Raw genomic sequence first — 26567 nt, 5'->3', positions numbered from 1 at the left:
TTAGTGTAATGAACCTTATTCATCTATTGTTATATTATTAACGATATTTATTATACTCTTTTTCTGAAATAATTACTATCTTTTAATTAAATTAATAAAGAAAAAGAAATTATTTTTTAATGTTTACTTTCCATATCTGCCTTCATTTCCCAATGTATAACAACGGCTAAAATTGCTCTTAATATAATTATTGCTGCAAGAATATACATCTCATCTAATGATCTTACTATAACAGTCTTTAATATCTCTGCTCCAAGCTTGAATTCAAGAGCAAGGGTTAAAGATTTAGCTAATTCTACTTTAATTGGAATATCCTCTTTAGTAACTATATTTACTAAAAATGTATAGAAAGCTTTTACAGATCCTATAATAATAATTATTATCCCCATTAGCTCTAATATATGTATTACGATTGGCGTTATAAATTCAATAATATTTCCTGTCACTTTAATCACCCCCTAAGAAATTCTTACCAATTATTATCTCTGATAATATAAAATAAGTAAAGTAAAATTATAGTCTATAGGTTTTTTATTTATATTTTATGGTAATATAATACTATAAAAAGGAGATAGGTATTCTTGCGACCTCGTAAACTCCGAGTCCTCAGAATATAACATCTATCTCCTGCTATACTGACGGAAAAAATTTATAAAAAATTATTAAAATGGTAATATTTTTATAAATTACTAAAAATATATTAATATGAGGTAACTTATGATACAAGTATATAACAGAAAAACAAAAAACTATGAAGTAGAAAAGGTAGCTGGAGGAAATTATATAAAATGGTCCTATGAATCCCCTATAGGAAAAAGTTTTACTGAACTACTTATAAAGAAAAAACTCTTTTCTAAGCTATATGGTGCATATTGTGATTCTTCTTTAAGTAAGAAAAAAATATCAAAATTTATAAAAGATTTTAATATAGATATGAATATTAGTTCTAATACAATAGATGATTTTAATAATTTTAATGATTTCTTTGTAAGATCTTTAAAAGAAGAAGCTAGACCTATTACTAAGGATAATAATTTACTTGCTTCCCCTGGGGATGGTAGATTATTTGCTTATGAAAATATTTCTATAGATAAATTAATACAAGTTAAAGGTATACATTATAGCCTATCTGAATTAATAGGCGATAATGATTTAGCTAAGGATTATGAAGGTGGTACTTGTCTAGTTTTAAGACTTTGTCCAACTGATTATCATAGATTCCATTTTGTAGATAGCGGTATTCCTTTAGAAAATCATTTTATACAAGGTAATTATTATTCAGTAAACCCTGTTGCTCTTGAAAGAATACCAAAACTTTATTGTCAGAATAAAAGAGAATGGAGCGTATTTAAATCTGATAATTTTGGAGATATACTTCATATTGAAGTTGGTGCCACTTGCGTTGGTACAATAATTCAAAGCTATACTCCTAATAAAAGAGTTAATAAAGGAGATGAAAAGGGATATTTTAAATTTGGTGGCTCAACTACCATACTTTTATTTAAAAAGGATTCAGTTAAAATTGATGAAGATATAATAAATCAATCAAACTTAGGATATGAAACTATGGTTTTAATGGGTGAATCAATAGGTAAAAAGAAATAAAATAATTACTTAAGAAATATAGTGTAGATACTTAGATAGTATTTATAGTAGTTTAAATATACCCTTATAATATATGTAATACTTGGAATACTAAATATATAGTTGAAATGATTATAGTGTTTATAGTAAACTAAGTGTAGAATAAAGTAAAATTACAGAGGTGTATGTAGAACTATGGAAGTAGTGAAGGTAAAAACAGAAGATGGAAAGGAAAGATACTTTGTAGCAGATGATGATGGTTTACCAATAGAGCCTATACTAAAGTTTATTAGGTTTAAAGATAATACTAACTTTGCAAGAAATACTTTAAGAATGTATTGCCAACATCTTAAGCTATATTTTGAGTATCTGCAACAAAGGGAATTAGATTTTCAAAAGGTAACTATTGATGATTTAGCCTTATTTGTAAATTGGTTGCAGAATCCGTATAAAAGTTTAAAGGTTATTCCTACACATCAAGTAGATACAGCAAGAAGTCCAAGAACAGTAAATATTATAGTTAATACTGTATTAGCATTCTATGATTATATTTTAAGACACGAAGAATACAGTAATAATATTTCTGATAGACTTAGAAAATTTGTATCTACTCCAAGTAGAAACTTTAAAGGTTTTTTATACGGAATAGCTCATGAGCAAAAGAAAGTAATAAGCAATATACTGAAACTGAAAGTCCCTAAATCTAAGCCAAAGACATTATCTAAAGAAGAAATAGCAACGCTTATAAGAGCCTGTAACAACCTTAGAGATAAGTTCCTATTGAATTTGTTATATGAAACTGGCATACGCATCGGCGAAGCCTTGTCTTTATGGATTGAAGATTTTGATATAAGTGATATGGTTATAGATTTACAAGACCGAGGTGAACTTGAAAATAATGCTGAAATAAAAACAGTATCAAGTCCACGAAAAATAGATATATCTCAAAACTTAGCAGATATGTTTATGGAATATATTGCAGAATATCATACAGAAGAAGTTGAAACTAACCATATATTTATCAAACTTAGTGGAAGTAATAAATATAAACCTATGAATTATACTGATGTAGATAATTTATTTAGAACATTAAAAAAAGTAACAGGCATATATGTTACTCCACATATGTTTAGGCATAGTTCATTGACATTATTAAGAATGGCAGGATGGCAGCCAGAACTGTTGAGAATAAGGGCAGGACATAAAAATATTTATACTACTTTGAACACTTATATACACCCTTCTGATGAAGAAATAACCGAAGAGTTCAATAGAACTCAACCTAATTTAGATTTGGATATTTATAATGAGGAGGATGAATAAAGTGAAAAGTTTGCAAGAGATAAAAAGTAATCAACAAAGTAAATATGATGAAATAATTGAGTATCTTAAACAAGATAACGGATATTGGTTAGAAAATGATAAGTGGGACTTAACACATGATATTTTTGTTGGTAAAAAAATAAGATCTAACAGGTATTTTAATTTTGAAAGAATTAATAATGTTTGTTTGAAAAATGAAATTAAATATTATTTTCTTTATAATTTCAAAAATGGTTTAATAAAGTTAAACACGTTTGATAGGCAATCTGAATCTTTGAAAAATATAAGTTATTTTTTTAATAAGTATATAAAAGTGAATACTTTAAGCGAAGTAGATAAAAACAAAACTCAAACCAAATGGATTTTATTTTTAAATGAAATAGGTGTAAAAACAAGTAATCTCCATATGCGCAATATAACTAATTTTGTAATAGACTTTATAATAGATTTCTATGATGATAGAGAAGAAACTGAAAAAGATATATGGTATTCAAAAAATATTAAAGGTGTAAAGAAAAGTGCAACATCAGACAGAACAGCAACATCATTAAATTTTATAGAAATTCCATTATATTATAGAGAGATAGTTAAAAGATATTTTAGGTCTTTTATTACAAAGAAAAGTTGGATGACTTGCTTTAATACACTTAAACATTTAAAATATTTCTTTAATTATTTTTACTCAAACGGATATAATGACGGTTTTATTGAAAATTTAAATAGAAATGACATTGAGAAATATTTATTCCATATAGGGAATGAAAGAAAAGGAAAAAATCCAACTGAAACAAGTAAATATATATCTTATATAAGAACATTTTTAGAATATATTCAAATTGCTCAATACGATAAAGCACCTAAAAAGGAGGTATCATTTTTAATATTTCAAGATGATATTCCTAAAAGGGAATTAAATAAAGATGAAGTTAAAAAAGCAAAATTTATTCCAGAACCTATATTAAAACAATTAGATAATAATATTATGGATTTAGATAGACTACAGTTTATACCGATTTATATTTTACTTCGTGAAACGGGTTGGCGTGGAACTGATATATTAAATCTTAGATATGATAATTGTTTAGAGCAAGTGTGGAATAACAAAGAAGAAAAATATAACTACTATCTTTGTGGTGAAATAACTAAAACAGGTATAGCACAACTCAAAATACCTATAAGGGATAAAGTTGCTGAAATGGTTCAAAAAGCTATTGATAAAGCAAAGGAGTCAAGCACAGAAGAAAACAATCCTAATAAGTATTTATTTAATACTTATGAAGGAAAACTTAAAGGAAAACCGTTAGCAAAAGAAGGTTTACTAAGAACTATTAAAAGATTAATAGTTAAAAAAGATATTAGAGATGCTAATGGTGAATTATATCACTTTAGACTTCATTCTCTAAGGCATACAAGAGCAAAAGAATATGTAGAGCAAGGTATGGGTATAAGTGTTATACAACAGATTTTAGGACATCAAAGCCTACAAATGACAGTTCATTATGCTACTGTTTCAGAAAATGTATTATATGAAAAATGGAAGAATACAGAGGACTTAGAATTATTTAAAGTTGATACTACAAATAATGAACTTATTGAAGTAGATCCATCCTCTGATGAAGGTGAAAATCTTATTAGATATGAATATGTTAAAAAGAATTTAGATGCTGTAAGAGTTCCTTTTGGAGTATGCTTTAAACCTTCTAAAGCACCTTGTAAGCAACAAATGAATCATTGTTTAACTTGTGGAAGTTTCTGTACTACAGTTGAGAATATCCCTGAATATGAAGAAGAAATAGAAAAGGTTAAGCAGCAAATTGAAATAAGTAATAGATGTGGTAGAGAACTTTGGGCAGAAAAGAATAAACAGTATTTAAATATATTAGAACAAACATTAGAAAAAGTTAAAGAACATAAATTAGTTCATAAGAATGGCAAGTCAAGGGAGGATATAGTTTAATGGCTGATAATACTAAAGGATTAAAAGAATATGCTAAACAAAGATCACAAATGGCTTTAGATAAGGTCGATAAGGCTATTAGAGAACTCTCATTGACTGAACATAAAATTAACTTTAATAGTGTTTCACAACTTAGTGGAGTGTCTAAGACATTCCTCTATAACAACCAAGAAATCAAAAAAAGAATTGAAGAACTTAGAGATAAACAAGTAAGCAGAACTATCAATCAAAGAGCCAAATATGATAAAACTTCTAAAGCAAAAGATATTATCATAATGGCTAAAGATAAAAAGATAAAAGAATTAGAAGAAGAAAATAAAAAGCTCAAAGAACAATTAGAAGTTCTTAGAGGTAAGTTATATGAAAAATTATAGACTACATAGATTATATGTAGTCTATGTATAAAACAAGTAAAATCAAGGCTTGTGTTGAAATATACACTAGATATCTTAAGGAGTTGAAACTTATGGGGGATTTAATATACAGACTTCTATTATATTTAAATAGTAGTAAAGAAACTGATATAAATTATAATATAGCTCTTACTATGCTTAGAAATATTCGTATAATTCCTAATATGTCTATTAATAAGTTATCTGAGCTTTGTTATACCTCTCCTGCTGCAATAACAAGATTTTGTCATAAGCTTGGCTATTCTACTTTTATTGAATTTAAGGAGAATATAAAAATAAACATAGATAGTTATAATGAAGGCCTTATGAAACCCAAATCAATAAACTATGAAATATCAAGAGAGTCTATGTTAAATAATATGTCTCTTGAAATAATAAATGAAATTGAAACTTTTAAATCCTTTGTTGATTTAAAAATAGTAGATAGAGTTATAGAGTTAATTTATAGTAGCAGTAATGTTTGTATATTTGGAACTCAATTTTCACAATTAATGGCTCAAGATCTTCAAAGAAAATTAGTTAATCTTTCGAAGATAATTTATAATGCAAATGATGTACAAGAACAAGAAAAACTAGCTAGTGAGTTAGATGAAAACTCCTTGGCAATATTAATTTCTCCCTCAGCTAGATTTACTATCTATCATGAACGCTTATGGAGACAAATAGAAAGTAGTCCTGCTAAGGTAGTGGTTATTACTGAAAAGGAAAACCCTCATTATGAAAAAAGAAGTGATTATATAATTTATCTTCCTCATAGAAATGATTCAAATGAATACACTCAAAACCATAGATACGATTTAAGTTATCTTATTGAATACATATATACTAGATATGGAAGTATGTATAAAAATTAAAAGGGCTGCCTAAGCAACCCTTTTATATCTTTATTAATACATAAGTTCCATCACTAGCTTTTACCTCAACTAATGTTAACCCCTTATATTTCTTTAATTCTTTAATGGCAGACATAATAATATCAATATCCACATAATCTATATACTTAATAGCCTTTTCAATGCTTTTATCAGATTTATTATCCTTGTTATAACTTTTATTTATAAACTTTGTAAGTCTTATTCCACTAGTTAAAACAAACATTGGTATATATAAATTAAGGTTTATTTCCTCTGACTTTACTACTACTTTCATTTTCCTACCTATTCAATAACAACTCTTACAATATCACCATTGCTTGAATCTACAGTTACTATCTCTCCTAGCATCTCATTATCTAATGCAGCAATTATTGATTGACTTAGCATTTCAAAATCAATACCTTGCATTTCCGTGTTTTTAATTGGTAGTTTCCCTGTTGCTTTAAGTATAGCTGTTATAACAGCTATAGGTAAATTAACTCTTACATTGTCTCCCTCTTTTGAATCTACATATACCCTAAGCATTCTTTTATCATAATTACTTTGGATAACTTGTAAGTCTTTTTCCTCCTTCTTATACATTGCCTCAATTAATTCCGAACTTTTTTCTACATTAAGCTTTCCTTCTGATAGCATGGTTAATACCTTTACTAAATCTTCTCTCATTCCTATTCCCTCCACATATTTATTATTCTTCTTTCATTCTCTCTATAGCTTCTTCAGTAGAAATTTCTCCCTTTTCTAATGCTTCTATAACATCGCTAGTGGATGTTTTTAAAGGTTTGGAATTATTTTTATATCCTAATGTATTTATTACTTCATCTAGTTTTGCTCTAACTGTTGGATAAGAAATTCCTAGTTGTTTTTCTACATCTTTAATATTTCCTCTACACATAATAAAGACTTCTATAAATTTAAGTTGGTCATTAGATAAGTAATCAAACTTAGTAAACTCAAACTCATTTTCAATAATAGTATTACATGATGAGCATTTTAATCTAGTAGCTTTCATTTTCTTGTTACATACTGGACAAGAAGTTATTATCTTATACATTCTACTATCCCTCCTGTTACTTATATACTATTCTCCTTCTATATATTTGTCAATAATTTTATTAATTATTTTTATTATAAAATTAATTATTTTAATTAATATTGTTGTATGAATTAATAATATTAATATATTTATTAATATTATCAAATCACCACTTTATTAGTTATATAAAAAAGGATTTAGCTAAACTAAATCCTTATTACTGTATTTTTTATTTAATCATAACTACTAGCTTTTATATATTTTTTAAGTTTTGTTTTATAAACCTTTAATAATATTAATAAAGTTCTCTTTATCCTCTTCATTCTCGAATAAGTTAAACCAGTCACAGATTTCAACAGCAAAATCTATAAATGCTGCCCCTTGTGCAGTTATAATGTTACCGTCTCTTACAACTCTCTCTAATACAAAATTATCTCTTGGAAAAGGATCTTCTTCTCCATATCTATATACATATTCCTCATTCCACTCAACTATAGGAGTTGTGTATTTTACATCATTTAATACCCCAGACTTTGCTAGAGCTAGTGTTCCTGCTCCACATATTCCTCCTATAAGCTTTCCTTGAGAGTTTAAATCATTAATTAAATCTACAAACTCTTCTTTTATTTCTTTAAACCATCCACCAGAAATTATTAAACCTTCAACCTCCTCAGTTAAAATATCACTAATTACTTTTTCAGGCTTATATATAAATCCTGATCTTCCTTTAATTAAACTTTCATCATATGCAATTGGAATTACTTCCTTTCCAGCATCTGCACATAATAAGTGGCTAATTAATGTTGTTTCATAATCTGTCATTCCATCAAAAATAAAAACTAATACTTTACCCATTTTACACCCTCTTTTCAATACTATTCTCATAAAATCTAGTGACTTTTATAATATAATTATATCACCTATTGAATAAATATTTAAAACTAAAAGGAGCTTAACTTTAAAAATTAAACTCCTTAATCTACAATTATTCTATTAAAATTCTGCTCTTTCTACCATTTCAATTTTTTCTATTACATCTTTAAATTGTGGTAAATAATCTTTATGAGCAACTAACATTTCATTTAATAATTTTCTTCCTCTTACATCATCAGCAATTAATGGGTTTGTTACCATTGCTAAAAGTGCAGTATTATAATTTCCTGTATAAGCTGCTTCAGCTGCTAATCTTTCAAAAGCCTTAATTTGTCCTACTAATCCTTGTGCAAATATAGGCAAATCAGTAACAGTTTCTACTGGAACTGGACCATTTTTCCCTACGTAACAACTTACTTCAATAGCAGATTCATCTTCAAATTGCTTTAATGTTCCATTATTTTTTGTATTTACTGCAATTATAGTATTTTTATCATTATAAATTCCATTAATTACATTACATGCAACATCTGAATAGTGAGCTCCACCACGTTTTGCTAATTCTTCAGGCTTGTCTTGTAAATTAACATCCTTATACATTTCAAATAATTTCTTTTCAACTTCCATAACTACTTCAGCTCTAGTTTTACCACTCTTAAAGCCTTCTAACTCATCATTAAGCATCTCTTTAGTTTTATAGTAATATCTATGATATGGACAAGGTATTACACCAAAAGCCTTAAATGTAGCAACATCCCAACCTAAGTCCTTGATGTTTGCCATTGTTTGGCTCTTTGTATCAGGTGATGTTAATATTCTTATAACTTCATCTGTAACATCTTTTCCATCATTGTAAACTCTTTCTGCATAAACCATATGATTTAATCCTGCAAAATCTACAGTTATCTTATCCTTATCTACTCCTAATATATCTGCAAAGGAGTATTCTAATCCTATTGGAACATTACATACTCCTATTACCTTCTTATGAACTCCATATCTTAATAAAGCTTCAGTTACTATACCTGCTGGATTTGTAAAGTTTATTAACCAGGCATTTGGACATAGTTCTTTCATATCCTTTGCTATATCTAATATTACTGGAACTGTTCTTAATGCTTTAAATAAACCACCTGCTCCATTAGTTTCTTGTCCTAAAAATCCATGACTTAATGGAATTCTTTCATCCTTACATCTTGCTTTTAATAAGCCAACTCTTAATTGAGTAGTAACGAAATCTGCATCTTTTAAAGCTTCTCTTCTATCTAAAGTTAAATGAATATTCATTGGAACTCCAGCTTTTTCAACCATTCTCTTAGCTAACGCTCCAACTATTTCCAACTTTTCTTTTCCATCTTCAATATCAACTAACCAATAATCACTTACTGGCATCTCATCATATCTTTTAATTAATCCCTCTACTAATTCAGGTGTATAGCTTGATCCTCCACCTATTGTAACAATCTTTAAAGGCTTCTTTTCCATAATCCTAACCCCCACTTTTATATTTTTATTTTATAACCCTATTATACACACATTTTAAAGTAAACAATTTCAAAATTTGAAAATCTAATCTTTGATTTTAGATATAACTTCTTTTATTTGATTTTTAAATTTTTCTTCCTTCCCATCAAAAATTATAATACTTATTCCCATTTCTTTTGCCCTATCTTTAACAGAAGGTTTAATTGGTTCCTTTGTAGCTACTAAAATCTTATATACATTTTTACCGCCTATTTTATTGCTATATACATCTAATTCATTTAAAGCATTTTCATTATACTTATCACTATCCTTACAAGAAATACAAATAACAATAGAATCCTTAACTGCAACTACATCTAATTCATTTCTAACTACTTTACTTTTATCATTCCATAAGAACATAACTCCACTTCTTACTTCATCTATTTCTTTAATCTCATTAATTATGTTATTTGTTGCTACTTCTAGCCATGTTCCACTTTTAAATATAAAAGACTTTAAATATTCATTCTTAAAGAAAACTTTTATATTATTCTTTTCATTACTATATTCTATTCCTCCTATTTCTTTTAAGTATATAAGTACTTTCCTTAAAATATCCCTCTCTTCTTTACTTAACAACTCTAAATTTATCTTAATTATCTGTGGCTCTTCAACATAGTGAATAAAAATGTTAGAGTCATATAACTTTTGTTTATATCTATGCCAAATTTCTAAATTTTTATAAATTCCTTTAGTTAATAAAATTAAATCCTTCTTGCTAGATAATTTAGTAGAATCATTTATTACTTCTCCCCCACTTGCTTTTATAATCTTATCTAATTCCATATCTTCAAATTCTTCTTTTATTATTTCTACCTTATTATCAAATAGATATAGACATTTATTTTTTATATCTATGTATACAGCTCTTATAGCTTTATTTTTACATATATCTAGCATTCCTAAAGAATTTATTCTACTTCCCCCTGTTAAATTTACTAATGTTTCCTTATTATTATAAGATATTATCCTATTTAATTCTTTTATATCTCCTTCAATAACCATGAATTCCTTAAAACTTACATTAGGAAGATAAGTTTTATAATAATTTTTCAATGATTTCAAAAAAGATTCATCTTCTTTTTTATATATAAATATAACTTCTTTTGGCTTAAATCTTCTTGTTGCAAGTATATTAAATTCATTATTTTTATCTACTTGATTTATTAAAATCTCTATATTCATATAACTTTTCCTCTTATAAATAAAATATATTTTTAATTTGTCCTAAAGCATATGAGTTTATCCTATTTATATATAAAAAAAGAAAAAGCTTAGATTTCTAAACTTTTTTTACTTATTCTTATATTCTTAAATAAAAAAACCTTACAAATAAATAATTTGTAAGGCCTTTTGGTACGGCGGAGAGGATTCGAACCCCCGACCAACTGGTTCGTAGCCAGCTACTCTATCCAACTGAGCTACCACCGCATATAATATAGTTTTTCAACATAAATTATATTATCATAACTGCTATAATAAATCAAGCAACTATATTTAATCCTTAAAAATTTAATTATTATATATATCTGAAAATTCTATCTCTAGCATTTGAATCTTGTTACTTTTATCATCATTTAAACAGTAATTTTCTGTTTCTTTAACATTTGTTATAGGTAGTGTAATTATGAATTCACAGCCTTTTCCCTCATCACTATTTACTATAATTTCCCCATCCATAGCTTTAACTAGATAATGAACCAAATCTAATCCTATACCACTTCCTATAGTATCCTTATCTTTATTATTTTCCATTTGATAAAACCTATTAAAGATTTTTTCTTGATATTCCTTTGCAATTCCTGGTCCTTCATCTCTTACTGAAATTTTAATTTCATTATTTAATACAAATATATCAATATATACATTTGTATTACTGTAAGAAAACTTTATAGCATTAGATAACAAATTCATAATTATTCTATCCATGGCTTCTGGATCTATTGCCATTATGCACTCTTCTTCATTTGTATCAAATATTAACTGTATATTTTTTTGTTTAGCATATTTATCTATACAATTTACTGTGCTTTCAATCATAGAAATAATATCTAAATTCTTCTTATTTAGAACATAATAATTATTTTCTAACTTTGTAGTATCTATTAAATTATTAACCAACCTAAGCATTTTAAGACTATTTTTTCTTATTATTTCTAAATATTCTCTAGCCTTTTTATCTGTTACACATGTGCACCCATAATTTATCACCTGCATAACGCTTAAGATTACATTTAAATGTCCTCTTAGGTCATGAGAAATATTCAGCAAAAAATCCTCTTGTCTTGCATTTTTTTTAATTGTTTCTGTTATGACACTCACTAAATCATCTTTTGTTAAGTCCCTTCCACTTCTCAAAAAAAATTCATTTAACTTATCCTTATTTGATAATAAGTCCCTCTCTATAAATTCGTTATTAATCATCATAATAATTCCTTTCATAACAGGTTTATATTTAATTTTTAACCCCATATTTATAGTTTATCATATGCACATTTTTACAACAAGATTTTTTTGTATTTTTTTCCATTTATTGTGCTATATTGTTATATTATTATATAAATATAATACTATTATTCTACTTATATATTTATTTTTCTCTACAAATACTAAATACCCCAAATATTAGATTTTTATATCTAACATTTGAGGTATATTTTAAACATCATTTATTGTTTTTATACTTCATTTTTAATTCTTAAATAATTAACTACTATTATAAAATACATTCCTGAAATTAATATACCATAAGTTCCTAGTGGAAATATTAATCCAAGTATTGTTGGTGTAGTTGTAGCATATATAGATATCTTAAGTATATTCTCATACTTTAGACCTAATTTATTTATTCCATTTAAAATTAGACCTATTACAGAAAGTATTAAGGAATTTAACATAAATATAATATAAGTTAATATTATAGAGCTAACAAAAGCTATGTATTTAGCTATTCCTATAATATTTAGTGATTTTAATAGCATTTCATTATTTATTTGTCCTACTAGAGGTACTTCACTAAACTTAAAATTTGTTTCCTCTCCATTAAGTCTAAAAGATATTCCATCTTTTAATATAGCAATAGATACATCTTTATGTACTACTATGCTCCTTATACTTTCTTTTTCATCTAAAGAAATATTTGTATCAATATATACTATATTTCTTCCTTCCTCGCTTTTTATAGGGGAATTTTCAAAATTTAATATTCCATCTTGAAAAGTAAATTTAAACTCATCTGATGAAATAACCTTTTCCATAGTATTTTGTATAGAACTAATAGTTACAAAGCTTACTATACCTTGTATAACACCAATTATTAAAGAGAATATTATTGAATAAATAATTGCTTTTGAAAGCTTTTCTTTTATTAAATCATTATATCCCTTTATACTAGTTATACTAATTTTTATTTTTTTTGCAAAGCTAATTTTTTCATTCATGATTCCTTAAACTCCTTAGATATTTCCTACTTATAATATTTTAACACACAATGGTGTATTTTTATAAATTTTAATTTTTAGGGTTAAAATTTAGCACTTTTGTTAATGATTATAATATATGTTTTAAGGAGGTCTAAAAATGTATAGTGATAAATCCAAAAAGAGAAATAGATTTTCTATCTTTAAATTATTCTCTATTTTCCTTTTGTTAATACTACTAGGATTTACTGCAAATATTTATTTTAATTCACAATATGAAGAATTAACATCTGAATTTTATTATAGCTTTAATAATCATGATTTTTCTGATGCAAAATCTGTAATAAATAATAAAGCTTTAACTGTAAAAAAGACTAAGCTTAATACTGATTTAACTTCTTACTTTACTAATATAGTTAATAAAATATGTTCATCTTTATCTAATAATGAAATCAGCCCTAGTTATGCTTTAGAAATATTAAATGAAATTAAAAGTTATAATGTATTAAATTCATCTTTAGATAAGTTAATTGCTGCATTAAATGATAAATATATTGATTCTTCAGATACTACAGCCATTTCAAATTCTACTAATAATGCAATTAATTCTGACAATAACTTTAAATATAATGAAGATAGCTATTTAAATCTAGGTATAGCAGCTTTTAACGAAAAAGATTATTCAACTTCTATGGAATACTTTCATTTAATTGATAAGTCTTCACCTAAGGATTATGAAATAGCTAAAGGATATATAGAAGATTTTGAATCAAATTATAAAAATTATTTACTTGAAAGTGTTGATGAATTAGTAGCTAATAAATATTACACAAAAGCAATTAACATTTTATCTAATTATGATGAAAATCTTTTAACTAAAGATGAAATAATAGAAATTGAAAATAAAATTAATTCAATTAAACTATTTAGAGAAGAATATCAAGAAGATGATTCTCAATATACTTCTAATGCAATACTTCAAGAAATAACTCCAAGTAATATAAATAGTTTTTCTATATCTAGTAAAACTTCTTACTTAGTTTATTTAAATTTAGCTAAACAAATAACATATGTTTATGAAAAATCAAATAATAATTGGAATCTAGTGAAAGAATTTAATAGTTCAACAGGTATAGAAGGTAAAGAAACTCCTAAAGGTATTTTTTCTGTTACTAATAGAGGTGATTGGTTCTTTTCAGAAGAATTTCAACAAGGGGCTAAGTATTGGGTTCAATTTATGGGTGATTATCTATTTCATTCCCTTCCATTTGACGAAAGTAAGGAAAATATAGTAGATTATACCTTAGGCACTCCAGCGTCCCATGGATGTATCCGATTAGCTGTAGAAGATGCTAAATGGTTATATGATAATATTGATAACGGAACAAAAATAATTATAAATTAAATAAATTGGAGCTATTATTAAAAGATAGCTCCAATTTATTTTTAAAGTTTTTAATCTACAAACTTTAAAAGTTATTAAATTATATTTTTTATATAGCAATATTAATATTTGGTGTATATATCTTGATAAGAAAAGTCCATTATTATAAAAGGATCTTTTTCTGGATCTAATCTATTAATAATATTAACTAAATTTTCTTGCGGTATTGCAACGCATCCATATGTATATGATCCTAAATCACAATGTAAGAATATAGCTGAACTCTTACCAGGAATCACTGGCCATCTATTATAGTCTATAACTAATGAATAGTTATAGTACCCCTGAAACTCAATTAGTTTTTCTGCTGAATCCCATCTTCCATTTGGATCTCCAAACTGCATAGTGTTATAAAACTCTGAATTTACGTCATCTACCCAATATTCAGTACCATCTAATTGTCTGTATCTAATATTACTTCCTGGATCAGCATTTATTCCAAAAGCCTCTGTTAATGAATATATTCCTGTTGGAGTACTCTTATCCATTTCATAAACCTCACTGGCTGCTTTCATTCCATTTTGTCCTAATCTAGCTGAAACCTTGTCCACTAAGTTCCAATCACCATTGCTATCTTTTTCCCAGAATACTAATTCACCGTAAGAACCCCCTTTACTTACGACAGTTATTATCTGGCTAGAACGCTTAGAAGCTACTGTGTTTTCAATTCCTAGTTTAGCTATATTTCTATTATTATTATTTTCAGAGCTATTAACTGCAGGATTAGATTCTTCTACTATTTCTTCTTCTTCCTTTTCTGCTTCTTCTTTTAACTCATTTAATTTATTATTATATGCTTCATCAAGATTTGAGATATCCTCATTAGGATACTTTTCTTTAAACTTATCCATTAGTTCTTTTGCTAAAGATATATTTTCATTAATGGCTACAGATATTTCCTCCTTAGCCTGGCTAATTTCAATATAATAATTTTTTATCTTTTCTTCGATTTTTAATATGTCTTCATTTAATGTATTAAATGTTTCATTACTTATATAAGTATTATAATTTTCTTTAAATTTATCAATCTTGTCTTTTGCTTTATCAATATTACCTTCATTTTTTATTTCTAAAAAGTCTTCTAGTATATTTTTATATAAAGTCAACATATCATTATTCTTAGATTGATTTATGGATTCTATAGCTTCCTCATAACTTCCATTTGCAATTTGTGACTCTATTTTATTAATCATATTTTTTTCATTATTATTCTTATAAACGGAAATGCTAAAAATAATAATAAATATAATTGCTATTATAGAAGCTATTACTACTGTGATTTTTTTATTTTTCATTACTACCTCCCCTATATATGAATTCTTATGGAAAGTATACCACATAAAATGTATCTATAAATTAATTAATTATTTCATTTTATGGTATTATTTATTTATAATAATTAAAAGGTAGGTTAAGTATGAATATATTTGTTCCAAAAGAGGTTAACTTTATTATTAATACATTTTATAAGAATAACTATGAAGCATATATGGTTGGTGGCTGCGTTAGAGATAGCATCTTAGGTGTTACTCCTAAAGATTACGATCTAACTACTTCTGCTAAACCTGAAACTACTATTTTACTTTTTAATAAGACTATCCCTACAGGTTTAAAGCATGGAACTATTACTATTTTAATAAATAATAATCCTTATGAAGTTACAACCTTTAGGACAGATGGCTCTTATTTAGATAATAGACGTCCTTCCTCTGTTAACTTTGTTACAGATATAAAAGACGACTTATCAAGAAGGGATTTTACTATAAATGCTTTAGCATATAATGAAATTGCTGGCTTAATTGATTACTTTAATGGAGTTAATGATATAAATAATAAATTAATAAGATGTGTTGGTGATGCTGACAAACGCTTTAAAGAAGATTCTTTAAGAATGCTTCGTGCTATTAGATTTAGTTGTCAATTATCCTTTGATATAGAAATAAGTACTTTAAATGCAATCAAAAAGAACTACTTACTTATTTCTAATATTAGCAAAGAGAGAATTAGAGATGAGCTTTGTAAAATATTGATTTCTCCTAATCCTTCTAAGGGAATTAAGTTATTACAAGAAACTAATCTACTAGAAGTAATTTTACCAGATATAAATTCATTAGTAGGTTTTTCATCTAAATGTAGTAATCATAATAGAAATGTTTTTTCCCATACATTAAAGGTTATTGATAATACTAATGATAATTTAATCTTAAGATTATCAGCTTTATTTCATGATGTAGGAAAAATAAATACATTAACCCCATTGAATAACGGAAGCTTTTATGGGTTCCCTGGGCATTGCCTTGAAGGCTCAATAATGGCTAAAAAAATATTATCTAATTTGAGATTTGATAATAATACAATAGAAATTGTATGTAAATTAATTGAGTATCATTTAGTTCTAAATGTTGATACTATGCCTACAAAATATGAGGTTAAAAAGCTACTAAATTCTGTTGGCAAAGATAATATGCCTTTATTATTTGCACTTCAAAGGGCAGATATTAAATCTCTAAATAATCCTAAGCCCTTCTTAAAAAAGGTGTCTTACACTGAGGCTTTAACTAATGAAATTATAAAGAATAAAGAGCCACTTATAGTAAAAGATTTAGATATAACAGGTAAAGATTTAATTAGTATTCTAGGAATAAAACCTGGAAAATTAATAGGTGAAACATTAAATCATTTATTAGAGAAGGTTTTAGAAAATCCAGATTTAAATTCAAAAGAATCATTACTGAAATTAGGAAAGCTATTTATAGACAATAATTAAAGAAGTACAGCTAAGCTGTACTTCTTTAATTATTATTTCTCTACTATAACTTCTTTGCTTAACCCAAATAAATATAAATAACTTTCTTTAACTCTTTTACCAGTTATCTTTTCTACAGCATCTTTGTAATATCTTAGCTGAACTTTGTATTTATCTATAATCTCTTCTTCCATTCCTTCTACTACATAATCTGTTTTGTAATCTAGAAGAACTATTTCATTATCTTCTTCAAATATGCAATCTATAATACCTTGAAGTCTAACCTTCTCATTTTTATATTGATTTTCTGGTAAGGTATTATCTACTTCTAAACTACTTATTTCTGTATAGAATGGAAGCTCTCTCTTTAATAATTTACCCTCATTATATGCACTTATCATTCTTTTGCCTAATTCACTTCTAAAGAAACCTAAAAAGTTAATTTTCTCAACAGCCTTTGCCTCTTCTTCAGAAAGTAAATTATTATTTTTCATATCCTCAATTTGATCTCTTATTTCTTCCCTTGTTGATACCTTATCTAAATTTAATTTTTGCATTATAAAGTGGACAGCTGTTCCTCTTTCAGATGCTGATAAGCCCTTCCTTTCTTGAAGGAACTTAGGCTTTAATACTTCCTTGTCTCTAAATATATTAACAGTTAATACATCATCATCTTCATGTTCATAAAGAGATCGCTTTAAATCTGACACTGATACATTACTTGGTAAAGATTCTGCTAAATTATATTTATATTTATAACTTAATCTTCTACTTATCTCTTTATCAATACTATTTACCTCTTTATTAATAAAAAGATCATTTTCATTAATTTCATCCACAGCCACTTCATCTTTTTCCACATTCAATTGATCTTTTCTCCACATTTTAACCTTCCATGTGGAGAAATCATTCACAAGTAAACCACTCTCTAATCCTATATATTTTCTAAGCTCTTCCCCATCTCTATGTTTACATAAAGCCATTCCAATCCAATCTAAATAACTTTTTCCCTTTAATACTTCTGATGCTGGAACTATTTCTTCGTCTAATGCAGCTGCTGATGTCCATCTTGATATTGATTTTTCTAAATCTCTTGTTGCACCTGTTATAATTAATTTTTCTTTAGCCCTTGTAAATGCAACATAAAGAATTCTCATTTCTTCTGATAAAGTTTCAAATAATATTTTCTTTTTTATAGCTTCCTTTGATAATGTACTGTATGATATTCTCTTTTCTAAATCTACATAATCTGGTCCAAATCCTAAATCATCATGATAAAGAATAGATTTATTTAAATCCATTAAGTTAAATTGTTTACCAACCCCAGATGTAAATACTACTGGAAATTCAAGGCCCTTACTTTTATGAATACTCATAATTCTAACCACATCTTCATTTTCCCCAAGGACCTTTGCACTTCCCATATCCCCTGAAGAATTTCTAAGCTTATTAATAAAATTAATAAAGTTAAATAATCCTTTAAAGCTAGTTTGTTCAAATTGTTTTGCTCTTTGGAATAATATTTTTAAATTTGCTTGTCTTAGCTTTCCATTTGGCATTGCCCCAACATATCCGTAATAAGCCGTATCCATATATAAGTACCATATAAATTCATCTATAGGTGTATATATAGCCTTTTTTCTCCACTTTTCTAGATTGTTAATAAATACCTTACATTTATTTTTAAGCTCCTCATTAACTTCATATTGGTCCTCTGATACCTCTTTTATAATTTCATAAAAGTATTTTTCCTTATTTAAAAGCCTAATGTCACCTAATTCTTCTGCACTAAAACTAACTAAAGGAGATCTTAAAACAGAAATCATAGGAACGTCTTGCATTGGATTATCTATTATTTTTAGTAAAGACATTATTGTTCTTATTTCTATAGTTTCAAAATATCCTGTTCCTGTATCAGCATAAATAGGAATTCCTTCTGAACCAAGCTCCTCTAAAAATAACTCTGCCCAATTTTTAGTTGCTCTAAGTAATATAACTATATCCTTATACTTTAATGGTCTATATTCTCCAGTTTCCTTATCTAATACTTTAAATATTTTTCCTGTTTTTAAGTCAGGATTCATTAATTCTTTTATTCTTCTTGCAACTATTCTTGCTTCTAGTGTTATTGCGTCAACATCTTCCTCTTCTTCTTTTTCTTCATCACCTAAATTTATTTCTTCTATTTGATCTTCTTCTGTAGTATCTTTATTATTTGATTTATCTAAAATATGAAGTTCTATAGGTCCTGCTATAATTACATCATCATCCTCATTTTCTTTATAACTGGCTCCTAAATTTAGAGCTTCTTCATCTGTATATTCTAATTCTCCAACGTTGTTAGACATAACCTCTTTAAATATATAATTAACTCCACATATAACTTCTTCTCTACTTCTAAAGTTCTTATATAATTGAATTTTTCTGTTTAAACTTCCCTCTTCTAAAGGATATTTATTATATTTATCCAAGAATAGTTCTGGTTTTGCTTGTCTAAATCTATATATACTTTGCTTAACATCACCAACCATAAATACATTTGGATTATCTAAATTCTTTCTTGATACTAAATCTATAATGGCTTCTTGAACATTATTAGAATCCTGATATTCATCTACAAGAACTTCATCAAAGTATTCTCTGAATCCTTCAGATACACTTGATGGAATTATATTTCCTTCATCATCATACTTAATAAGTATTTTTAAACATAAATGTTCTAAATCATTAAAATCTAACAGATTTCTTTCTCTCTTTTTCACTTTAAATCTATCTATAAAATCTAATGTAAGCTTACTAATCATTTTCATATATGGATAGGACTTTTTTATTCCCTCTAAAGCTTCTTCTATAGATATAGAAAAACTATCTTCAATTAACTTTGATGACTTTTTCTTAATATTATCTCTTATAGCCTTTACTATCTCTAAAGCCTCTGGGTCTGAAACTTTATCCTTCTTAACTGATTTTAATCTTCCAAAGCTAACGTTACTTATTTCATTATAAAGTTTTTCAATTCCATGATTTAATGACTCTATAATTGAATTAAACATATTTAGTTCATCATTAAAGGTTTGTAAATACGGCTCTAATCCATCTGTACTTTTAATTAACTCAATAGCCTTCTGTAAGGTCTTTATATAACCAGATACTTCAATATATATAGTTTCTTTTAATACTTGTATCCATGACGTTTTATTTAAATCCTCAATTGTATCTATATTAAAAGCTTCTGCACTATCCTTTAACCATTTTTCTGGCCAAGGGCCACTCATCGAAAACCTATATAAATCTAAGACTATATTTTTTAATTTTTCATCATCCTTAGATGTACTATATGCTTCAATAAGCTTTTTAAATTCTTCATCTTCATTTTCATAGTAATCTTCAAACATATCATTAATTACTTCTAATTTTAATAATGTATTTTCTGTTTCATCTGCTATCCTAAAGGTTGGATCAAGGTCAATAATATGATAGTAGTTTTTAATAACATCTAGGCAGAAGGAATGCATAGTAGTTATATTAGCCCTACTTAAAAGTGTTAATTGCCTTTGTAAAACTTTTGAGTTTGGATTAACTTCTAATGCCTTTGATATTGCATCCGCTATTCTTTCTCTCATTTCTGCGGCTGCCGCTGATGTAAATGTAACAACTAATAATCTGTCTATATCTATTGGATTATCCTCATTAGTTATAATCCTAATAATTCTTTCAACTAAAACTGCTGTTTTACCTGATCCTGCTGCTGCTGCCACTAAAAGATTGCATTCTCTTGTTGTAATTGCTTTTAACTGATCTTCAGTCCATTTAGTACTTCCCATCTATTATGCTTCTCCTCCCTTCTCAACTTCATTCTTTATTAATTTCCATGCTTCTTCATTACTCTTCTTTAAGACAATTTTATATTTATTATTTTCTATAGAAGTATCAAATTGGCATACTGATGAATAATCACAGTAGTCACAATATGGAGTATTATTGTTTTTACATGGTACTATTTTTATATCTCCACTTAGCATTTCTTCACAAAGTTCTGCCATTTTATCATTAACATACTTTCTTAATATATCAAATTGCTCTTCTGTAACTACTGAACTTGTTGCTGTAAAGTTTCCATCCTTTTTGATTGCTGCTGGAATAATTAATGAATAAGCTGACTCTATATCGCTATCCATGGCTTTAACAACACTTATATCCTTAAGTAATAATCCACTCATTTTTAATTCTTTTAATATGTTATTCTTTATTTCCTCTTCTGTAAGTGGTTTTTTAGATTTAATTATTGGATCATCTATTTTAAAGTATAATATTGCTCCTGGCATTGCTTGTTTTTCTAAAATATATTTTGAATTTTTAATAAGAGCATCTAAGTAAACTAATAACTGTATTTGTAGTCCATAATAAACCTCTGTTAAGTTAAACTTCTTATTTCCTGACTTATAATCAACTACCTTAATATAAGTATTTCCATCTAAATCTAAGGTGTCTATTCTATCTACTCTACCTACTAAATATACTGTCTCATTAGAGGGTAAATCTATCTTTATAGCCTCACCATCCTTAAATCCTCCAAATTCAAATTCATTTCTAAAGACTTCGAATTTTCCTTTTCTCATTTGTTCTGAAATAACCATAACAGATTTAGTTATAGTTCTCTTAAATCTATCTGCAAAATATTGATACTTTTTTGTACTATTTAATATTGAATTAGTATCACTTTCAAGCTTTCTATCTACTAACTCATTAACTATAAGCTTACATCTTTCTTTATTTAAATCAGACCAAGCTATTTTTTCTGTTCTGATTTTATTAGTAAAGTCATCAAGTATATTATGCATAAATGAACCTAAATCTGGTGCTGAGAATTCATATACTTTTCTATCCTTTGCTTTTAGTCCATATTGAACATAATAGGAAAATGGACATTGAGCATATTTCTCTATTCTTGATATATTAAATACTAACTTCTTGTTTTCTAATTGATAAAGCCTTCTTATTTTTTCCCTAGGAACCTTTTCTACTAAATTAGTATAAGTAAGTCCCTTAAACATTGTATTTGCTTTATTTCTAAATTCTTCATCATTTTCAAACCATCTAAAGGCTTCTGCCCAATATTCATCTACCTTTTCCTTCTCAAACTCCATTCTTAAAGCTGAAATTAATTCATTAAAGGTTGGAATTGGGGCCGTAATCTTATTAAACTTATCATTTCTATCTCTTAAGTTGTAAATTTCACTTTCTTCTACTACATTAGGAAGAATTTTTTTAAGCCTTGGAATAATTATAGATGGTCTTAAAGACTTTCCTTCAAAATCTGCCATAGGGAAGGTTATCATTAAGTATTCTGATGCTATTGTTAATGCTGTATAAACAATAAATTGCTCTTCAAAAGCTCTACTCTTAGTATCTGAAGCTAATCTTATTCCAATATTCTTTAATATATCTCTTTCTCTATCATTGATTATCCCTTCATCTTTACTTACTGCTGGAAGAACTCCATCATTTACTCCTATTAAATATAAAGCCTTTACTTCTCTTCCTTTTACTCTAGATATATCCCCTATGTTTACTTGGTCTAAAGACATAGGAATTACTCCAATCTCTTTTTCTTCAAAACCTGATATAAGGATTTTAGTAAATTCTTTTATATCTATGACTTCATCACCTAGTACTTCAACTAACTGATCTAATATCTCCATAACCATTTCAGGTACTTGCATATATTCTTTTATTTTATCTTGAAGTCCTAATTCATTAAATTCATCTAACCAAGTTTCTAAAGTTTTAAATACATCTAATTCATTTAAAAACTCATATAGACTTGTAGCTACATCCTTTACTGTCTTTTTACCTCTTATCTTATTATGAAGATTAATTAAAGGAGATCTTATTTCTTCCATAATTTCTAAAACTAAATTTTCCTCTTCAGATATATTTTCTTTATCGTATAAATCTTTCGTCCACTTATATCCTTTTATTCCATTAGCTAAAACATAATTTTCAAGTATATCTATATATTTTTCTTCTATATTTATTAAACCACTCTTTAAATACTTAAACATACTTTCATAAGACCAATTATTAGATAATATCTCTAAAGATGAAATTATTAACACTACTAAAGGATTATCTAATATTTCTCTTTTCTTATCTAAGAAAAATGGAATTTTATAATCATTAAATATAACAGTAGCTATCTTTTCATATTCATCTATATTTCTACAGACCACAGCTATGTCTTTATATCTATATCCCTTATCTCTTACTAGAACTAAAATATCTCTAGCTATTGTATCCATTTCCTCATAACTATTATTAGCCTTATAAAGTCTTACATTATTGTCCTTCCCCCTATATGGCATAAAGGGATAAGTAAAAAAGTGTTTCTCTAAATGTTGAAGGTCCTCACTATTTAAAAATCTATATGAATATCCCTTATTTAAATCTATAGGTTCTAAATAAGATATATTTCCTTCCTTCATCATATTTAATATAGCATTTTCAGTATTTTTTATAGCATCAAATATATCTGTATAATCTACTTCTCTTCCACCACTTAAACTATCACTGCATAATGTTATATTTACGGTTTTAGCTCTTTTAGCTAATACCTTTATTACTTCTAATTGTTGTGGAGTAAAGGTAGTAAATTCATCTATCCATACTTCGGCTCCATCATATATATTACAATCACTTAATTTCCTAGCTAATAATGTTAATTCATCATCAGAATCTATAAATCTTTTATGAAGTACTTCATTAAAATCTCTATAAATTATTTTCAAATCATTCATTTTCTTTTTTAATTCTTCATCATAAATTTCCTCTTCTTTAATCCCTAATATTTCCGAGGAAATATTATATTTTTTAAATTCAGTTATTGCTTTGGAAACTATTGATGAAAAACCTTGTTCTTTGCTCATTCTATTAAAGTACTGAAGATTATCTCCATTTTCTCTTAGTAGCTTATATATAAGCATATTTCTTCCTGAATCACTTATTTTTATATCTGTTCTTCCACCACATTCTTCGAATACCCTATGAGCCATTCTTTTAAAGCTTAATACTTCTCCCCTTAAGAAGCCTTTTTCAGTAACTATATCTAAAAACTTTTTTTCAGTATCAAATGTGTATTGCTCTGGCACAATTAATATCAGTCTATTATCTCCAGTATTATTTTCAATTTTCTTTTTGATTTGTTCTAAACAAAATCTACTTTTGCCCGTACCTGCTCTTCCGAAAATAAATCTAATTCCCATACAAACACTCCTTTATTTAATATCTTAATTATACCCTAAGTACTTAAATAAATTCTTTCTTTAATAATCCCATAACTATAGTATCTAAATACTTTCCCGAATAATAATACTTACTTCTTCTTATACCCTCTTCTTTAAATCCACATCTTTTATAACAACTTATAGCCCTTTTATTTGCACTAACAACTTCTAATTCTATCTTATGAGCTTGTCTATTATTAAAAAGATATTTACATAAAGCCTTTATTGAATCTTGCCCGTACCCCTTGTGCCAATAATCCTTACCTATAGTTATACCAATTGAATAAACATCCACAGTGTAACTATTTTCCTTATAATACATATATCCAATTACATCACTAGAATTATTAACTATAACTAACTCTTTTTTATTAGGCCTATTAAGATGATGAAATTGACTATCTATATATTCCTTTGTCATAATACCTTTAGCTAGTCCATTATATTTTAATACATCTTTATCAGAGCATATATTAAATAAAATATCTATATCCTCTCTTACTACATCTCTCATATATATATTTTCTCCGTATATCATATCAATATATCCTCCACCTTTTTCCACATAATCTTATTATAAATCTTTTTTATACAATAAAAAAAGGCTTGTATTATCATATGTTGTATATAAGGTTAGATTTTTAATAATAAAAGGCTGTATTATAATACTAATTATTATAATACAGCCTTATTTATTCTATTTACTTTCTAAAATTGCTAATGCAGCAGCACCTAATACTCCTGCTTTACTTCCTAATACTGCTTTTTCTACCTTACAATTATTATATATTGTTTTTAAGCATCTTCTTTCCATTTCATGATCTATTTTATCAAATACTATTCTACCAGCTTCGCTAACTCCTCCTCCTATAATTATCTTATCAGGATCAAATGAATTAGCTATATTAGAAATAGTTATTCCTAAATATGATAATGCATCATTTAATATATCCTTAGAAACTTTGTCTCCTTTTTCTGCTTCTAAGAATACTTCTTGAGCTGTTACTTCTTCATAATTCCTTAGAGAAGTTTCTACTTTGCTTTCTACAGCTTCCTTTGCTCTTTTCATTATAGCAGTTCCTGATGCTAGTGCTTCTGCACAACCAGTATTACCACATCCACACCTAGGACCGCCCTTCATTACTGTTATATGACCTATTTCTAAAGCATTTGATGTGCTTCCTCTAAATAAATTTCCATTTAAAATTGCACCACCGCCTATTCCAGTGCTTACTGTAACATAGACCATATTTTTGCTTCCTTTTCCTGCTCCGAACATATACTCACTTAAAGTTGCAACATTTGCATCATTATCTAGATAAGTATCAATTTTATATTTTTCTTTTATAGGTTTTACTATATTAAAATTCTTAAATGGTAAATTTGGAGTATATACTATTAATCCATTCTCTACATCTAATGGTCCTGGTGATCCAACTCCAATTGCTTTAACTTCATTTATATCTGTTCCTGTTAAAACATCATCTATAGTATTAAGAATCTTTTCTAAAACTATAGCATCACCCTTTTGAGCTTCAGTTTTAACTGTAACTTCTTTAACTATATTCCCATCTAAATCAACTAACGCAGTATATATCTTAGTTCCCCCTAAGTCTACACCTACTACATACTTCTTTTCCATCTCCATCCTCCCAAATATACATATTCTATCATTCTTAATTAAGATAAAAATAGTATATCACTTGCAGAAATTGTTTACAATAAAATTAGTTCCTAGTTTAAATCACTTTGTTTTTTTATACAAAAAAAAACACCTAATATTTATTAGATGCTTTTGGCGGAGAAACCGGGATTTGAACCCGGGCGCCAGTTACCCGACCTACGCCCTTAGCAGGGGCGCCTCTTCAGCCACTTGAGTATTTCTCCATGTGCCCTCATAAAAAGGTTATTTGGCGGAGAGAGTGGGATTTGAACCCACGGTACCCGCAAAGGTACGCCGGTTTTCAAGACCGGTGCCTTAAGCCAGCTCGACCATCTCTCCATATTTCCGTCTTGCGACAAATATTATTATAGCAACCACTATATATATTGTCAATTATTATTTTTAATTTTTTTAATATTTTTTT

At 27.0% G+C, this 26567-nt stretch carries 21 protein-coding genes and 3 tRNA genes; 7 read left to right on the top strand and 17 right to left on the bottom strand.

From position 1 onward, the window contains the following. Positions 1-116: 116 nt before the first annotated feature. On the bottom strand, positions 117-446 hold the full coding sequence (locus ACFYH6_RS00230) for a DUF1622 domain-containing protein (protein WP_316345229.1): 330 nt from the start codon (positions 444-446) through the stop codon (positions 117-119). Between the two features lie 271 nt (positions 447-717). Between ACFYH6_RS00230 and ACFYH6_RS00225 the strand changes: the two genes are divergently transcribed. From ACFYH6_RS00225 to ACFYH6_RS00205, 5 genes are all read left to right on the top strand, one after another. Continuing rightward, a complete protein-coding gene (locus ACFYH6_RS00225) occupies positions 718-1605 on the top strand; it encodes a phosphatidylserine decarboxylase (protein WP_316345227.1) in 888 nt (295 codons plus the stop codon). Positions 1606-1779: 174 nt separating this feature from the next. Continuing rightward, a complete protein-coding gene (locus ACFYH6_RS00220; protein WP_416180550.1) occupies positions 1780-2907 on the top strand; it encodes a tyrosine-type recombinase/integrase in 1128 nt (375 codons plus the stop codon). Beyond that, the gene (locus ACFYH6_RS00215; RefSeq protein WP_416180551.1) at positions 2900-4864 is read left to right on the top strand and encodes a tyrosine-type recombinase/integrase; all 1965 of its coding nucleotides are present in this window, start codon (positions 2900-2902) and stop codon (positions 4862-4864) included. Before ACFYH6_RS00220 ends, ACFYH6_RS00215 begins: the two co-directional genes overlap by 8 nt. Further along, positions 4864-5238, top strand: coding sequence for a DUF6262 family protein (locus tag ACFYH6_RS00210; protein ID WP_416180552.1), 375 nt, complete (start codon positions 4864-4866; stop codon positions 5236-5238). Before ACFYH6_RS00215 ends, ACFYH6_RS00210 begins: the two co-directional genes overlap by 1 nt. Before the next feature lie 92 nt (positions 5239-5330). Beyond that, positions 5331-6131: a MurR/RpiR family transcriptional regulator gene (locus ACFYH6_RS00205; protein WP_416180448.1), complete on the top strand. Its 801-nt coding sequence runs from the start codon at positions 5331-5333 to the stop codon at positions 6129-6131. Between the two features lie 22 nt (positions 6132-6153). Here the strand turns inward: ACFYH6_RS00205 and ACFYH6_RS00200 are convergent, their stop codons facing one another. From ACFYH6_RS00200 to ACFYH6_RS00160, 9 genes are all read right to left on the bottom strand, one after another. After that, on the bottom strand, positions 6154-6426 hold the full coding sequence (locus tag ACFYH6_RS00200) for a hypothetical protein (RefSeq protein WP_316345224.1): 273 nt from the start codon (positions 6424-6426) through the stop codon (positions 6154-6156). An 8-nt stretch (positions 6427-6434) separates the two neighbouring features. Continuing rightward, positions 6435-6818 (bottom strand): hypothetical protein, encoded by a 384-nt coding sequence (locus ACFYH6_RS00195; protein ID WP_316345223.1) that lies wholly within the window; start codon positions 6816-6818, stop codon positions 6435-6437. Positions 6819-6840: 22 nt separating this feature from the next. Beyond that, entirely contained in the window at positions 6841-7206 is a 366-nt protein-coding gene (locus ACFYH6_RS00190; protein ID WP_416180449.1) for a DUF2089 domain-containing protein, read from the bottom strand. A 258-nt stretch (positions 7207-7464) separates the two neighbouring features. Beyond that, on the bottom strand, positions 7465-8043 hold the full coding sequence (locus tag ACFYH6_RS00185) for a DJ-1/PfpI family protein (RefSeq protein WP_416180450.1): 579 nt from the start codon (positions 8041-8043) through the stop codon (positions 7465-7467). A 138-nt stretch (positions 8044-8181) separates the two neighbouring features. Beyond that, positions 8182-9546, bottom strand: a complete 1365-nt coding sequence (locus ACFYH6_RS00180; protein ID WP_416180451.1) for a 6-phospho-beta-glucosidase — start codon at positions 9544-9546, stop codon at positions 8182-8184. An 84-nt stretch (positions 9547-9630) separates the two neighbouring features. After that, on the bottom strand, positions 9631-10773 hold the full coding sequence (locus ACFYH6_RS00175) for a Card1-like endonuclease domain-containing protein (RefSeq protein WP_416180452.1): 1143 nt from the start codon (positions 10771-10773) through the stop codon (positions 9631-9633). Between the two features lie 169 nt (positions 10774-10942). Beyond that, positions 10943-11019: transfer RNA gene (locus ACFYH6_RS00170), tRNA-Arg, on the bottom strand. Between the two features lie 81 nt (positions 11020-11100). Further along, positions 11101-12012, bottom strand: coding sequence for a sensor histidine kinase (locus ACFYH6_RS00165; protein WP_416180460.1), 912 nt, complete (start codon positions 12010-12012; stop codon positions 11101-11103). Positions 12013-12266: 254 nt separating this feature from the next. Then, positions 12267-13028, bottom strand: coding sequence for a DUF1189 family protein (locus ACFYH6_RS00160; protein ID WP_316344325.1), 762 nt, complete (start codon positions 13026-13028; stop codon positions 12267-12269). Positions 13029-13167: 139 nt separating this feature from the next. Here ACFYH6_RS00160 and ACFYH6_RS00155 point away from each other — a divergent pair, with 139 nt between their 5' ends. Next, complete coding sequence (locus ACFYH6_RS00155) at positions 13168-14412, top strand: L,D-transpeptidase (RefSeq protein ID WP_416180453.1); 1245 nt, start codon at positions 13168-13170, stop codon at positions 14410-14412. A 101-nt stretch (positions 14413-14513) separates the two neighbouring features. Here ACFYH6_RS00155 and ACFYH6_RS00150 read toward each other — a convergent pair whose 3' ends face one another. After that, positions 14514-15746, bottom strand: a complete 1233-nt coding sequence (locus ACFYH6_RS00150; RefSeq protein WP_416180454.1) for a hypothetical protein — start codon at positions 15744-15746, stop codon at positions 14514-14516. Positions 15747-15868: 122 nt separating this feature from the next. On the opposite strand from ACFYH6_RS00150, the gene ACFYH6_RS00145 reads away from it, so the two are divergent. Beyond that, positions 15869-17218 (top strand): CCA tRNA nucleotidyltransferase, encoded by a 1350-nt coding sequence (locus tag ACFYH6_RS00145; RefSeq protein WP_416180455.1) that lies wholly within the window; start codon positions 15869-15871, stop codon positions 17216-17218. A 32-nt stretch (positions 17219-17250) separates the two neighbouring features. On the opposite strand, the gene addA is transcribed toward ACFYH6_RS00145, so the two are convergent. The 6 genes from addA to ACFYH6_RS00115 all read right to left on the bottom strand — a co-directional run bounded on the left by addA (position 17251) and on the right by ACFYH6_RS00115 (position 26482). Next, positions 17251-21021 carry a helicase-exonuclease AddAB subunit AddA gene (addA, locus tag ACFYH6_RS00140; RefSeq protein ID WP_416180456.1) on the bottom strand — a complete coding sequence of 1257 codons (3771 nt, stop codon included), beginning with the start codon at positions 21019-21021 and terminating at the stop codon, positions 17251-17253. Between the two features lie 3 nt (positions 21022-21024). Further along, entirely contained in the window at positions 21025-24459 is a 3435-nt protein-coding gene (addB, locus tag ACFYH6_RS00135) for a helicase-exonuclease AddAB subunit AddB (RefSeq protein ID WP_416180457.1), read from the bottom strand. Positions 24460-24502: 43 nt separating this feature from the next. Continuing rightward, positions 24503-25018: a GNAT family N-acetyltransferase gene (locus tag ACFYH6_RS00130; RefSeq protein WP_416180458.1), complete on the bottom strand. Its 516-nt coding sequence runs from the start codon at positions 25016-25018 to the stop codon at positions 24503-24505. 159 nt (positions 25019-25177) lie between these two features. Then, positions 25178-26122, bottom strand: a complete 945-nt coding sequence (locus ACFYH6_RS00125; protein WP_316344313.1) for an ROK family protein — start codon at positions 26120-26122, stop codon at positions 25178-25180. A gap of 154 nt (positions 26123-26276) precedes the next feature. Continuing rightward, positions 26277-26367: transfer RNA gene (locus ACFYH6_RS00120), tRNA-Ser, on the bottom strand. A gap of 24 nt (positions 26368-26391) precedes the next feature. Further along, positions 26392-26482 (bottom strand) — tRNA-Ser (locus ACFYH6_RS00115). Positions 26483-26567: the final 85 nt, after the last annotated feature.

Source organism: Clostridium sp. HCS.1 (genome assembly GCF_047900555.1).
Classification (GTDB): Bacteria; Bacillota; Clostridia; order Clostridiales; family Clostridiaceae; genus Clostridium.
Note: the sequence above shows the minus strand (reverse complement) of the source record. Positions and strands in the feature narration are given on the sequence as shown.

Coding starts and splice junctions, on each gene's coding strand:
- ACFYH6_RS00225 (WP_316345227.1), top strand. CDS start 718: ATGATACAAGTATATAACAGAAAAACAAAAAACTATGAAGTAGAAAAG.
- ACFYH6_RS00220 (WP_416180550.1), top strand. CDS start 1,780: ATGGAAGTAGTGAAGGTAAAAACAGAAGATGGAAAGGAAAGATACTTT.
- ACFYH6_RS00215 (WP_416180551.1), top strand. CDS start 2,900: ATGAATAAAGTGAAAAGTTTGCAAGAGATAAAAAGTAATCAACAAAGT.
- ACFYH6_RS00210 (WP_416180552.1), top strand. CDS start 4,864: ATGGCTGATAATACTAAAGGATTAAAAGAATATGCTAAACAAAGATCA.
- ACFYH6_RS00205 (WP_416180448.1), top strand. CDS start 5,331: ATGGGGGATTTAATATACAGACTTCTATTATATTTAAATAGTAGTAAA.
- ACFYH6_RS00200 (WP_316345224.1), bottom strand. CDS start 6,426: ATGAAAGTAGTAGTAAAGTCAGAGGAAATAAACCTTAATTTATATATA.
- ACFYH6_RS00195 (WP_316345223.1), bottom strand. CDS start 6,818: ATGAGAGAAGATTTAGTAAAGGTATTAACCATGCTATCAGAAGGAAAG.
- ACFYH6_RS00190 (WP_416180449.1), bottom strand. CDS start 7,206: ATGTATAAGATAATAACTTCTTGTCCAGTATGTAACAAGAAAATGAAA.
- ACFYH6_RS00185 (WP_416180450.1), bottom strand. CDS start 8,043: ATGGGTAAAGTATTAGTTTTTATTTTTGATGGAATGACAGATTATGAA.
- ACFYH6_RS00180 (WP_416180451.1), bottom strand. CDS start 9,546: ATGGAAAAGAAGCCTTTAAAGATTGTTACAATAGGTGGAGGATCAAGC.
- ACFYH6_RS00175 (WP_416180452.1), bottom strand. CDS start 10,773: ATGAATATAGAGATTTTAATAAATCAAGTAGATAAAAATAATGAATTT.
- ACFYH6_RS00165 (WP_416180460.1), bottom strand. CDS start 12,012: ATGATTAATAACGAATTTATAGAGAGGGACTTATTATCAAATAAGGAT.
- ACFYH6_RS00160 (WP_316344325.1), bottom strand. CDS start 13,028: ATGAATGAAAAAATTAGCTTTGCAAAAAAAATAAAAATTAGTATAACT.
- ACFYH6_RS00155 (WP_416180453.1), top strand. CDS start 13,168: ATGTATAGTGATAAATCCAAAAAGAGAAATAGATTTTCTATCTTTAAA.
- ACFYH6_RS00150 (WP_416180454.1), bottom strand. CDS start 15,746: ATGAAAAATAAAAAAATCACAGTAGTAATAGCTTCTATAATAGCAATT.
- ACFYH6_RS00145 (WP_416180455.1), top strand. CDS start 15,869: ATGAATATATTTGTTCCAAAAGAGGTTAACTTTATTATTAATACATTT.
- addA (WP_416180456.1), bottom strand. CDS start 21,021: ATGGGAAGTACTAAATGGACTGAAGATCAGTTAAAAGCAATTACAACA.
- addB (WP_416180457.1), bottom strand. CDS start 24,459: ATGGGAATTAGATTTATTTTCGGAAGAGCAGGTACGGGCAAAAGTAGA.
- ACFYH6_RS00130 (WP_416180458.1), bottom strand. CDS start 25,018: ATGATATACGGAGAAAATATATATATGAGAGATGTAGTAAGAGAGGAT.
- ACFYH6_RS00125 (WP_316344313.1), bottom strand. CDS start 26,122: ATGGAAAAGAAGTATGTAGTAGGTGTAGACTTAGGGGGAACTAAGATA.